Here is an 11,698-nt window from a genome sequence, read left to right on the forward strand (position 1 = left end):
GCGCAGTGCGCTTCCGCGTCCCACGTCCGATAACGACAAGTCCCTTCCAGAGAGGATCTTTCCATGCTGAAATTCACCGCTGAACACGAATGGCTGAAGCTCGACGGCGACGTCGCCACCGTCGGCATCACCCAGCACGCTGCCGACCAGCTCGGCGACCTGGTGTTCGTCGAGCTTCCCGAGATTGGCGCCAGCTTCGACAAGAACGGCGAAGCCGCGACCGTTGAAAGCGTCAAGGCGGCATCCGACGTCTATTGTCCGCTGGCCGGCGAGATCGTCGAGATCAACGATGCGATCACCGCCGACCCGTCGCTGGTCAGCTCCGACCCGCAGGGCAAGGGCTGGTTCTTCAAGCTGAAGCTGTCGAATGTTGCCGATGCCGACGCGCTTCTGGACGAGGCTGCCTACAAGGAGCTGATCGCCTGATGTCAGATACCCGCGACTTCCATTTCACCGATTACCAGCCGTACGATTTTGCCAATCGCCGGCATATCGGCCCCTCGCCGTCGGAAATGACGGAGATGCTGAAGGTGGTCGGCTATCGCTCGCTCGATGCGCTGATCGATGCGACCGTGCCGTCGACCATCCGCCAGCGCGAGCCGCTGGCATGGGGTGCGGCGCTCACCGAACGCGAGGCGCTCGACCGCCTGCGCGAGACCGCCAACAAGAACCAGCCGCTCACCTCGCTGATCGGCCAGGGCTATTACGGCACCATCACGCCGCCGGTCATCCAGCGCAACATTCTCGAAAACCCCGCCTGGTACACGGCCTATACGCCCTACCAGCCGGAAATCAGCCAGGGCCGCCTGGAAGCGCTTTTGAACTTCCAGACAATGATCTGCGACCTGACAGGCCTCGACGTCGCCAACGCCTCGCTGCTCGACGAGGCGACCGCTGCGGCCGAAGCCATGGCGCTCTGCCAGCGACAGGCGAAATCCAAGGCCAATGCCTTCTTCGTCGATGCCGCCTGCCATCCGCAGACGATCGCGCTGATCGAGACCCGCGCCGCGCCGCTCGGCTGGCAGGTCATCATCGGCGACCCGATGACGGATCTTGATCCGGTCGACGTGTTCGGCGCGATCTTCCAGTATCCGGGCACCCACGGCCACGCGCATGACTTCACCGGCCTGATTGCCCGCCTGCACCAGACCGGTGCCGTGGCCGCCGTCGCCGCCGACCTCCTGGCGCTGACGCTCCTGAAGTCGCCCGGAGAAATGGGCGCCGACATCGCCATCGGCTCCTCGCAGCGGTTCGGCGTGCCGATGGGATACGGCGGTCCGCACGCGGCGTTCATGTCGGTCAAGGACGCCCACAAGCGCTCCATGCCAGGCCGCCTGGTCGGCGTCTCGGTCGATGCGCGCGGCAACCGCGCCTACCGCCTCAGCCTGCAGACCCGCGAGCAGCATATCCGCCGCGAAAAGGCGACGTCGAACATCTGCACCGCCCAGGTGCTTCTCGCCGTCATGGCCTCCATGTACGGCGTGTTTCACGGTCCGGAAGGCCTGAAGGCGATAGCCCAGCAGGTGCACAAGAAGGCCGTGCTGATGGCCAAGGGCCTCGAGAAGCTCGGCTACACCATCGACCAGGGCAGCTTCTTCGACACCATCACGGTTGAGGTGGGTCACATGCAGGGCCTGATCCTGCGCGCCGCCGTGGCCGAAGGCGTCAACCTGCGCAAGGTCGGCACGACGAAGATCGGCATGTCGCTCGACGAGCGTACCCGGCCGGTGACGCTGGAGGCCGTCTGGCGCGCCTTCGGCGGCAGCTTTGCCGTTTCTGACTTCGATGCCGACTACCGGCTGCCGGCGGATCTGCTGCGCACCTCGCCCTACATGACGCATCCGATCTTCCACATGAACCGTGCCGAAAGCGAGATGACCCGCTACATCCGCCGGCTTTCGGACCGGGATCTGGCGCTCGACCGGGCGATGATCCCGCTCGGCTCGTGCACCATGAAGCTCAACGCGACTGCGGAAATGCTGCCGATCACCTGGCCGGAATTTTCCGACATGCATCCCTTCTGCCCGCCCGAACAGGCGCTCGGCTACAAGGAGATGATCGACGACCTGTCGGCGAAGCTCTGCCAGATCACCGGCTACGACGCCGTGTCGATGCAGCCGAACTCCGGCGCGCAGGGCGAATATGCGGGCCTCCTGACCATCCGCAACTACCACATCGCCCAGGGCAACGCGCATCGCGACGTCTGCCTGATCCCGACCTCCGCGCACGGCACCAATCCCGCCTCGGCGCAGATGGTCGGCATGAAGGTGGTTCCGGTGAAGGCGCGCGAAAACGGCGACGTCGATCTCGACGATTTCCGCGCCAAGGCCGAACAGCATTCCGCAAACCTCGCGGCCTGCATGATCACCTACCCGTCGACGCATGGCGTGTTCGAGGAGACGGTGAGCGAGATCTGCGAGATCACCCATGAGCACGGTGGCCAGGTCTATCTGGACGGCGCCAACATGAATGCCATGGTCGGCCTGTCGCGGCCCGGCGACATCGGCTCCGACGTCAGCCACCTCAACCTGCACAAGACCTTCTGCATTCCGCATGGCGGCGGTGGTCCCGGCATGGGCCCGATCGGCGTGAAGTCGCATCTGGCGCCCTATCTGCCGGGGCATCCGGAAGAGGACGGACGCGAGGGCGCGGTGTCGGCAGCTCCCTTCGGCTCGCCATCGATCCTGCCGATCTCCTGGTCCTACTGCCTGATGATGGGCGGCGAAGGTCTGACGCAGGCGACCAAGGTGGCGATCCTCAATGCCAACTACATTGCCGCCCGGCTCACCGGCGCCTATGACGTGCTCTACAAGTCGGCGGCAGGTCGCGTGGCGCATGAGTGCATCATCGACACGCGGCCGCTCGCAGCCTCTGCCGGCGTCACGGTCGACGATGTCGCCAAGCGGCTGATCGACTGCGGCTTCCATGCCCCGACGATGAGCTGGCCGGTTGCCGGCACGCTGATGATCGAGCCGACAGAATCGGAAACCAAGGCCGAGATCGACCGGTTCTGCGATGCGATGCTGGCCATCCGCGCCGAGGCAAGGCTGATCGAGGAGGGCAAGATGGACCGGGACAACAACCCGCTCAAGCACGCCCCGCACACGGTGGAAGACCTCGTCGGCGAGTGGAACCGTCCCTACTCCCGCGAACAGGCCTGCTTCCCGCCCGGTTCGCTTCGCGTCGACAAGTACTGGTCGCCGGTCAACCGCATCGACAATGTGTTCGGCGACCGCAACCTCATCTGCACCTGCCCGCCGATGGAAGCCTACGCGGAAGCTGCCGAGTAAGCGCAGGCCTAGCCCAGGACCATCGCAACAATCATTCCCGGCCGGTGGCCGGGAATTTTTTTGCCGGCCCCTCGCCGGTTCTCGTTCCGTCAGAGGTCGAGCACAGTCGCAACTGCCGCTTCGACCTGCGGCCGTTGCGCGGCCGGCAGCGGCAGGATCGGCAGCGGCGGGTTGCCAGGCTCAAGGCCCAGAATGTCGCCGATCATGTACATCACGCGAAAACTGCCGAACGTCCTGAACAGCGTCCAGAGTGGCTGAAAGGCAGCGTCGAGCCTGCGTGCCTCTTCGACGCTCCCGGACATCGCCGCCCGCGTCAGCCGCAGTGCCGACTCCGGCAGCAGTCCCGCAACGACGCTGAACCAGGCATCGCCACCGGCCAGAAGGCTGTCGGCAGCGCCCCAGTCACCGCTATAGCCGATCGAGAAATCGGCCGGCACGAGGCCGCGCAGGCGCTGCAGTTCGCCGGAGAGGTCGAGATTGGCCGGCAGCGGCATCTTCACGGAGACGATCGTTTCCACCTCCGCCAGCCGGGCGATCAGGTGATCGCTGAAGGCGAAGCGGGTCGTCGTCGGGTTGTTGTAGATGCAGAGCGGCAGGTCGGTCGCCTCGGCCACCGCGAGAAACTCGGCAAACACCTCTTCTTCGGTCAGCGGCAGGTAGGACATCGGCGCCAGCAGCAGGCCGTCGGCACCGGCTTTCGCCGCATCGCGCGCCAGATCCACCGCCCACTCGGTGCGCAGTGCCCCGACACCGGCAATGACCGGGACCGCATGACCGGCATGATGGACGGCGACCTCCACCGCACGCATCCGGGCCTTGCGCGTCAGGTAGGCATAACCGCCGGTGCTGCCCAGCACGCCGATTGAACCGACGCCGGCGGCGGCGATCCGCGAAATCATCGCTCCGAACCGTCCCACATCAATGTCGCCATCGCTGCTGGCCGGGGTCAGGGGAAAGGCGGAAAGACCGTGAAAGGGGGACAGCGGAGTTCTCCTTGGCTGGTGAAGGCTCGTGTAAGCTGCGGGCTTGCTTCCAATCCTGCGAATCGGACGGCTACCGCCCCGCCCTCGAAGCATAGGCGCCCCGTTGGCTCCCGCAAGCGCGCCTCTCGAAACCAGGCATAAGCGCAGCCGAGGTCTCTGAACGGTCTGTTACGCGCACGCTCAACCAATTGGTTGACACTCATTGCCCGCGGGCGCACGTTCAACCACATGGTTGAGCTCGAAACCCATGAGATCAGCGCGGTCTTTCACGCGCTTGGCGATTCGACGCGGCGGCGCATGCTGCTGTCGCTGTCGTGCGGACCGCGCACGGTCAGCGAACTGGCCGAGCCTTTCGACATGTCGCTGGCCGCCGCTTCCAAGCATATCAAGGTGCTGGAGGGTGCCGGGCTCGTCCGCCGCGAGGTTCGCGGTCGCACGCATGTCTGTCGGCTGGAGCCAGAGCCGCTCGCCGATGCGCATGCCTGGCTGAGCTTCTACGAAGGCTTCTGGAACGGGCGGCTGGTAGAGATGCAGCGGTTGCTACGCGCTGAAGCCGCCGCTTCGCCATCGTCAGCCAAACAGCGGGGAAACCGGTCGAAGGCGGCCGGCACGGACTGACGGATAGGCCTGTCTCTGAGCAGAGCAGCACATGCGCCTCAAGATGACCTCCGGCCGCCAGGCAGGACCGGCCCCCGAGCGAAGTGCGTCCGCGCAAGACACGTTTGGGTGATGTCGGCGAATGCAATGTCCGCGACCGAACATTTCCTCTCGCGCGGATACGATTGCGGCCCTACAAGGCTTTTTCGAATTTCTGTTCCACACGTCGCCGATATCATCACAGTCCATGACCGCAGCCACCGTTTCCTCCTTCAGCATCGTCTTCATCTGCCTGCTCTTCGGGATTGCCCTGCTCGCCGCGTGGCAGGCGTTCGGGCTCAAGCGTTACGCCATGCTGTGGGCATTGTCGTTCATCGCAGCCGCCGTCGGCCACGGCATGCGGATCGGGACGCCGCTGGTGTGGCCGGCCGCCGTGCCGTTCTTCGCGATGCTTGCCTGCCACACGTCGGTCGCCAGCTTCACGCTGCTTGCGGCAGGCTTCCGCAGCCGGGCGCAGCGCAGCCACTGGCTGGTTACCCTGCTCTGGCTTGTCTCGACGTTGCTGCTACTGGGCTTCTGGATCCTCGACGTCGACGGCTGGCGGACATCGCTGCGGATCATCACCGGCCTGGCCGATGCCGCCATGATCGCGGTGATCATCGCAACGCTTGGCAATCGCGGTCTTCGGGTGCTTCTGGTTCAGGCGCTGCTCGCCATCTACGGCCTCTATGCCGCAAGCGTCGGATTGGCCGCCTGGCTTGCCAAAAGCGGCGGTACCGCCGGCGAATCCTTTTTCGTCATGGTGCTGTCGATCGGCACGCCGACCGGCATGATCGGCACCGGCGTCATGACCCTGCTGATGGTATCGGCCGACCTTGCCCGCGACCTGCGCGAGCAGGCGATCCGCGACCCGCTGACCGGCCTCCTCAACCGGCGCGGGCTGGAGGAGCGGATCGGCGAACTGCACCGCAGGTCCGGCAGCCGCCATCCGACGATCGTGGCGCTCGCCGATCTCGACCGGTTCAAGGCGATCAACGACCGGCTCGGACATGCGGTGGGAGACGCGGTGCTGCAGCGCTTCGCAAGGCTGCTGGAGGAGCGCTTCGGGACGCTTGGCCCGGTGGCGCGGATAGGGGGAGAAGAGTTCGTGCTGCTGCTGCCGGACGTTCCGCTGTCGGAGGCCCGGCGTCGAATCGAGGCCCTGCATGCGGAGATCCCGGCAAGCTTTCCCGACATCGCCACCGACCATCCCGTGACGGCAAGCTTCGGCTTGACCGAACATGCGGAGGGAGAAGCGTTCCAGCAGGCCCTGTCGCGTGCCGATGCGGCGCTCTACAGGTCGAAGGCCGCGGGCCGCAACTGGGTGACCTACCTCGATCGTGCATCGCAAGCCGCCGAATAGAAGGCGGCCTCATCGATCTCCAGTCGAAGTGACAGGTCGGTGGTCAGCCGACGAAGGCGCGCTCGATGACGAATTCAGCCGGCTTGTTGTTGGCGCCCTCGGTCAGACCGGCGCGCTCCAGCAGTTCCTTGGTATCCTTCAGCATCGCGGTCGAGCCGCAGATCATGCCGCGGTCGACAGCGGGATCGAGCGGCGGCAGACCGAGATCGGTGTAGAGCTTGCCGCTCTCCATCAGGTCGGTGATGCGCCCCTGGAACGGATAGGCCTCGCGGGTGACGGTCGGGTAGTGCTTCAGCTTGTCACCGACGAGTTCGGCCAAAAATTCGTGGTTGCGGATCTCTTCCATCAGGTCGAAGCCGTATTTCAGCTCGGCGACCTCGCGGCACGTGTGCGTGAGGATGACCTCCTCGAACTTCTCGTAGGTTTCCGGGTCGCGGATCAGGCTGGCAAACGGCGCAATGCCGGTGCCGGTCGAGAACATGTAGAGGCGCTTTGCCGGCGTCAGAGCGTCGAGAACCAGCGTCCCCGTCGGCTTTTTGCGCATCAGCACCGTATCGCCGGGCTGGATCTTCTGCAGGTGCGAGGTGAGCGGACCGTCGGCCACCTTGATCGAGAAGAACTCCAGTTCCTCGTCCCAGGCGGGGCTGGCGATCGAATAGGCGCGGTAGACCGGCTTTTCGCCAACCATCAGGCCGATCATGGCGAACTCGCCGGAGCGGAAGCGGAAGCCGGCCGGCCGGGTCATGCGGAACCGGAACAGATGATCCGTGTAGTGCTCGACCGCCAGAACGGTCTCGGCATAGACGCCATCCGGGATGGCGGCCGGAGCCTTGGGGGCGAATTCTTCGGTCTTTGCGGAAACGTTCATACCGGTCGTCTCGTTTTCTTCTTCACTTCGGTCTGCGCAGGCGAGATATACCATCAAAGCCAGGTTTTGAAGGCATCGGCGTTGATATGCCGCACGCTTCGCAGAAAATAAGGTTGATCCGCTCAAGATAAACGGGCGGTGGAGAGTGTCGGCAGGAGTTCTACGGACCGGCCCGCCTCAGGCGGATCGCCGCCGCCAGCTATAGGCCTCGCCGGCTTGTGCAGTCCGCGCCGTCGGCTGGTAATGCTCGTTGATCCCCGGCAGGCGGTTCTCCGACAGACGCTTCAGGGCAGTCGGGTTGCTGACGGCAAAGCTGTCGAAGCCGCAGCGCAGCATCAGCGGCACATGGTCGATCAGCACATCGCCGATGGCGCGAAGTTCGTTCTTGTAACCCAGCCGCTCGCGCAGCAGCGAGGCATGGCTGAAACCACGGCCGTCGCTGAAGGCGGGGAACTCGACCGCGACGAGTTCCAGGCGGTAGAGATAGGGCTCCAGCCGCCGCACATCGTCGGCAGGCCGCACCACGACGCCGAAGCCGACCTCGTTGCTGGCGTCGGCCTGCTCGATCAGCTGATCGACGGAGAGCAGCGGGCGCTCATCGCCGATCGCCTTCACATCGTCGGTCTCGACGATCCACGGGTCGTTCTCGACGAAGCCGTTCTCGTTCCAGATGCGCGTCATGTTCGTGGTCATCCTTATGCCGCTTCCGCCGCTTGGCCGTAGAGCGCGTCCTTGAACGGCTGAGGTCCGACCCGGCGGTAGGCCGCAAGGAAGGTCTCCTCCTTCGACTGGCGCAGGCCGAGATAGGTGTCGACGATCTTCTCGACGGCGTCGGTCACCTTCTCAGGCTCAAAGCCGCGCCCGACGATCTCGCCGATCGAGGTGTGCTCGTCGCCCGAACCACCCAGCGTGATCTGGTAGAGCTCGGCGCCCTTCTTCTCAACGCCGAGGAGACCGATATGGCCCACATGATGGTGGCCGCAGGCGTTGATGCAGCCGGAGATCTTGATCTTCAGTTCGCCGATATCCGCCTGCCGTTCCGGCGAGCCGAAACGGGTCGAGAGTTCCTGGGCCACGGGGATGGAGCGGGCGTTCGCCAGCGCGCAGTAGTCCAAGCCGGGACAGGCAATGATATCGGTGATCAGGCCGGCATTGGCTGTCGCCAGTCCCTGCGCCACCAGCGCCCGGTAGACAGGCTCCAGATCGGCCAGCGCCACATGCGGCAGGATGACGTTCTGCTCGTGGCTGATGCGGATCTCGTCGAAGGCGTATTCCTCGGCGATGTCGGCGATCGCATCCATCTGCACGTCCGAGGCGTCGCCCGGAATGCCGCCGATCGGCTTCAGCGAGATCGTCACCATGCCGTAGTCCGGATGCTGGTGCGGCTGGACGTTCTGATCCACCCAGCGGGCAAACTCGGCATCGGCCTTCTTCCAGCCGGCAAGCTGCGCCCAGCCTTCCGGGCGATCCTGCATGGCGGGGGGAGCGAAGTAGGAGGTGATCGCCTGGATGTCGGCGTCCGGCAGCTTCAGCTCGGTGCCCTGCAGATGGGCGAATTCCTCTTCCACCTGGCGCGCCAGTTCCTCGGCACCCGTCTCGTGAACGAGGATCTTGATGCGCGCCTTGTACTTGTTGTCGCGCCGGCCGTGCAGGTTGTACACGCGCATGATGGCCGTCGTGTACGAGAGCAGGTCCTGCTCCGGCAGGAAGTCGCGGATCTTCTTCGCCACCATCGGCGTGCGGCCCTGGCCACCGCCGACATAGACGGCAAAGCCGATCTCGCCGGCTTCGTTCTTCTTCAGGTGGAGGCCGATATCGTGAACCTGGATGGCGGCGCGATCGCGCTCGGCGCCGGTGACGGCGATCTTGAACTTGCGCGGCAGATACGAGAATTCCGGATGGACCGACGACCACTGGCGCAGGATTTCTGCGTAGGGCCGCGGATCGGCGACTTCATCGGCTGCGGCACCGGCGAAATGGTCGGCGGTGACGTTGCGGATACAGTTGCCGGAGGTCTGCAACGCGTGCATCTCGACGGTCGCCAGCTCTGCCAGAATATCGGGCGTGTCCGACAGTTTCGGCCAGTTGTACTGGATGTTCTGGCGCGTGGTGAAGTGCCCGTAGCCACGGTCGTACTTGCGGGCGATATGCGCCAGCATGCGCATCTGCCGGCCGTTCAGCGTCCCGTAGGGAATGGCGACGCGCAGCATGTAGGCATGCAGCTGCAGATAGACGCCGTTCATCAGGCGCAGCGGCTTGAAGGCATCCTCCGCCAGTTCGCCCGACAGGCGACGTTCCACCTGATCACGAAACTGCTCCACGCGACTTGTGACAAAGGCGTGGTCGAATTCATCGTAGCGGTACATGGAATTCCTCAGGCTGCAATAAAGGCGGGATCGGCAGCGGCGTAGCCGTCTGCATAATCCATCGTCGGACCGGCGGCGCGAATACGCTCCCGCAGGCGGAGCGGACGGATCACGCCGGCCACCTCCTCGACTTCGATGACATTGACGTCGACGACAAGATTATCGGAGAAGTCGCGCTTTCCGATCGTCTCCAGCGAAGCTTCAGCTTCCGGATGGCGTGCCACCAGCGCGTCCTGCAGGCGTTCGGTCCATCGTCCGCTAGCGTCCAGCCAGACGGCGATGCCGTCGGTCAGGCGGTTTGCGGTCAGCACCTTGTCGGTCATGTCGTCGGATCCCGTTCGGTTCGGGTGCGGCCCGCTCAAGGTCCACCCATCTCAGGATCGCGAGTATGCCAGAGACATCCACCGGATTGAAGGAACGCAAATCTCCTCAGGAGGGGGCGTGCGTATTTCTGTTCCGGCAGAGCCCGTATGCGGAAAAAAATGCGCCGCTCGCACCATCAGCCACGGTTCTCCACACGCATCCACGCCCCGGGCGGGAAAAACCGTTTCAACCGCACGGTCCTGCGATTATGCTTGCCCCAGCCAATCCCAGAGGTAACCCATGCCCCGGCCGATTTCCCCGCAGCCATCGCTTGCCACCCGTCTGCTGGACGTGATCGAGCACGACATCCTGCCGCTCACCGAGCGTGGGGTTGCGGCCGGCAACAAGCTGTTTGGCGCGGCGATCCTGCGCAAATCGGATCTGTCGCTGGTAATTGCCGAGACCAACAACGAGCTGGAGAACCCGCTCTGGCACGGGGAAGTCCACACGCTGAAGCGATTCTACGAGTTGGGCGAAAAGCCCGACACGCGCGATCTGATCTTTCTGTCGACGCACGAACCCTGCACCATGTGCATGTCGGCGATCACCTGGGCCGGCTTTGATAATTTCTACTACTTCTTCAGCCATGAAGATTCGCGCGACGCGTTCTCCATTCCGCACGACCTGAAGATCCTCAAGGAAGTTTTTGGGCTTGAACCGGGCGGCTACCGGCGCAGCAATGCCTTCTGGCAGTCTCATGCGATCGCCGATCTCGTGCATCTCGAAGACAACCGGGTGCGGCAGCCGCTCGCCGATCGCATCGCCGGCATCCGCCAGCGCTACGACCAGCTTTCCGACACCTACCAGGCCGGCAAGGGCGACAACGCCATCCCGCTCAACTGATTGTCAGAGACACCTCAAGGACATATTCCATGCAGCCATCCAAGGACGTCATGCGCCTTCTCGACCTCATGGCGGCGCTGAGAGACCGCCAGACAGGGTGTCCCTGGGACGTCGAGCAGACCTTCGAGACGATCAAGCCCTATACGGTCGAGGAGGCCTACGAAGTTGCCGATGCGATCGAGCGCAACGACATGGACGACCTCAAGGACGAGCTTGGCGACCTCCTCTTCCAGGTGGTCTTCCACGCGCAGATGGCGTCCGAACTCGGCGAGTTCTCTTTCGGCGATGTCGTCGAGGCCGTGATGACCAAGATGATCCGCCGCCATCCGCACGTGTTTGCGCGCTCCGATGTCGCGACGCCGCAGGCCGTCAAGCTGCAGTGGGACGAGATCAAGGCTACGGAGAAGCGTGAGCGGGCCGAGCGCCGGGAGCGCCGCGGGATCGTCGAGACCGGCGGGCACGGCCATCTCGGCTCTGTCGCCCGCAGTCAGCCGGCGTTGACGGAGGCGTTGAAGTTGCAGCAACGGGCCGCCAAAGTCGGATTCGACTGGTCGGAAGCGGAACCCATCCTCGACAAGATCGAGGAGGAAATCGGCGAACTGCGCGAGGCCCTGCGCAGCGGCAAGTCCGACAAGATCAGTGACGAGCTTGGCGACCTGATCTTCGCGCTCGTCAACATCGGTCGCCATGTCGATGCAGATCCGGAGCAGGCGCTGCGCGGCACCAATGCGAAATTCCGCAGGCGCTTTCGGCACATAGAAAAATCTCTTGAACAAGAAGGCGGGAAACTGGCGGAGGCAGGTCTGGAGCGCATGGAAGCGCTGTGGCAAGCCGCGAAGGCACTTGAACGTCAGTAAGTCGATATATTAGAAGGTCGGGTCGGAACCGCCTGACGATTCGGGATGGTGAAGCAGTCACCCTTCACAGAGACTTCGTCCTGTTCGCCGGACGACCCGATACAGGCCTTCGCACGCAGCATGCCGCCC

At 64.2% G+C, this 11,698-nt stretch carries 11 protein-coding genes; 6 read left to right on the forward strand and 5 right to left on the reverse strand.

What is annotated here, in order from left to right; all coding sequences use genetic code 11:
• Window positions 1-63: 63 nt before the first annotated feature.
• Both gcvH and gcvP read left to right on the forward strand, forming a co-directional pair.
• Window positions 64-426: a glycine cleavage system protein GcvH gene (gcvH, locus tag ACR65N_RS00090; RefSeq protein ID WP_440455294.1), complete on the forward strand. Its 363-nt coding sequence runs from the start codon at window positions 64-66 to the stop codon at window positions 424-426.
• Window positions 426-3,290 carry an aminomethyl-transferring glycine dehydrogenase gene (gcvP, locus tag ACR65N_RS00095; RefSeq protein ID WP_440455295.1) on the forward strand — a complete coding sequence of 955 codons (2,865 nt, stop codon included), beginning with the start codon at window positions 426-428 and terminating at the stop codon, window positions 3,288-3,290. The genes gcvH and gcvP overlap by 1 nt, the downstream gene beginning before the upstream one ends.
• A gap of 89 nt (window positions 3,291-3,379) precedes the next feature.
• Here gcvP and ACR65N_RS00100 read toward each other — a convergent pair whose 3' ends face one another.
• Entirely contained in the window at window positions 3,380-4,273 is an 894-nt protein-coding gene (locus ACR65N_RS00100) for a dihydrodipicolinate synthase family protein (protein ID WP_440456090.1), read from the reverse strand.
• A gap of 228 nt (window positions 4,274-4,501) precedes the next feature.
• On the opposite strand from ACR65N_RS00100, the gene ACR65N_RS00105 reads away from it, so the two are divergent.
• Complete coding sequence (locus ACR65N_RS00105) at window positions 4,502-4,891, forward strand: ArsR/SmtB family transcription factor (RefSeq protein WP_440455296.1); 390 nt, start codon at window positions 4,502-4,504, stop codon at window positions 4,889-4,891.
• Window positions 4,892-5,117: 226 nt separating this feature from the next.
• On the forward strand, window positions 5,118-6,272 hold the full coding sequence (locus ACR65N_RS00110) for a GGDEF domain-containing protein (RefSeq protein ID WP_440455297.1): 1,155 nt from the start codon (window positions 5,118-5,120) through the stop codon (window positions 6,270-6,272).
• A 43-nt stretch (window positions 6,273-6,315) separates the two neighbouring features.
• Here the strand turns inward: ACR65N_RS00110 and ACR65N_RS00115 are convergent, their stop codons facing one another.
• From ACR65N_RS00115 to ACR65N_RS00130, 4 genes are all read right to left on the reverse strand, one after another.
• A complete protein-coding gene (locus ACR65N_RS00115; protein WP_440455298.1) occupies window positions 6,316-7,140 on the reverse strand; it encodes a ferredoxin--NADP reductase in 825 nt (274 codons plus the stop codon).
• Window positions 7,141-7,317: 177 nt separating this feature from the next.
• Window positions 7,318-7,821, reverse strand: coding sequence for a DUF934 domain-containing protein (locus ACR65N_RS00120; protein WP_440455299.1), 504 nt, complete (start codon window positions 7,819-7,821; stop codon window positions 7,318-7,320).
• Window positions 7,822-7,835: 14 nt separating this feature from the next.
• A complete protein-coding gene (locus ACR65N_RS00125) occupies window positions 7,836-9,506 on the reverse strand; it encodes a nitrite/sulfite reductase (protein ID WP_440455300.1) in 1,671 nt (556 codons plus the stop codon).
• A gap of 8 nt (window positions 9,507-9,514) precedes the next feature.
• Window positions 9,515-9,829, reverse strand: coding sequence for a DUF2849 domain-containing protein (locus ACR65N_RS00130; protein WP_440455301.1), 315 nt, complete (start codon window positions 9,827-9,829; stop codon window positions 9,515-9,517).
• Window positions 9,830-10,109: 280 nt separating this feature from the next.
• On the opposite strand from ACR65N_RS00130, the gene ACR65N_RS00135 reads away from it, so the two are divergent.
• The gene (locus tag ACR65N_RS00135) at window positions 10,110-10,712 is read left to right on the forward strand and encodes a deaminase (protein WP_440455302.1); all 603 of its coding nucleotides are present in this window, start codon (window positions 10,110-10,112) and stop codon (window positions 10,710-10,712) included.
• A 29-nt stretch (window positions 10,713-10,741) separates the two neighbouring features.
• Window positions 10,742-11,569, forward strand: coding sequence for a nucleoside triphosphate pyrophosphohydrolase (gene mazG / locus ACR65N_RS00140; RefSeq protein WP_440455303.1), 828 nt, complete (start codon window positions 10,742-10,744; stop codon window positions 11,567-11,569).
• Window positions 11,570-11,698 lie beyond the last annotated feature (129 nt).

The organism is Rhizobium sp. SAFR-030 (genome assembly GCF_059415005.1).

Coding starts and splice junctions, on each gene's coding strand:
- gcvH (WP_440455294.1), top strand. CDS start 64: ATGCTGAAATTCACCGCTGAACACGAATGGCTGAAGCTCGACGGCGAC.
- gcvP (WP_440455295.1), top strand. CDS start 426: ATGTCAGATACCCGCGACTTCCATTTCACCGATTACCAGCCGTACGAT.
- ACR65N_RS00105 (WP_440455296.1), top strand. CDS start 4,502: ATGGTTGAGCTCGAAACCCATGAGATCAGCGCGGTCTTTCACGCGCTT.
- ACR65N_RS00110 (WP_440455297.1), top strand. CDS start 5,118: ATGACCGCAGCCACCGTTTCCTCCTTCAGCATCGTCTTCATCTGCCTG.
- ACR65N_RS00115 (WP_440455298.1), bottom strand. CDS start 7,140: ATGAACGTTTCCGCAAAGACCGAAGAATTCGCCCCCAAGGCTCCGGCC.
- ACR65N_RS00120 (WP_440455299.1), bottom strand. CDS start 7,821: ATGACGCGCATCTGGAACGAGAACGGCTTCGTCGAGAACGACCCGTGG.
- ACR65N_RS00125 (WP_440455300.1), bottom strand. CDS start 9,506: ATGTACCGCTACGATGAATTCGACCACGCCTTTGTCACAAGTCGCGTG.
- ACR65N_RS00130 (WP_440455301.1), bottom strand. CDS start 9,829: ATGACCGACAAGGTGCTGACCGCAAACCGCCTGACCGACGGCATCGCC.
- ACR65N_RS00135 (WP_440455302.1), top strand. CDS start 10,110: ATGCCCCGGCCGATTTCCCCGCAGCCATCGCTTGCCACCCGTCTGCTG.
- mazG (WP_440455303.1), top strand. CDS start 10,742: ATGCAGCCATCCAAGGACGTCATGCGCCTTCTCGACCTCATGGCGGCG.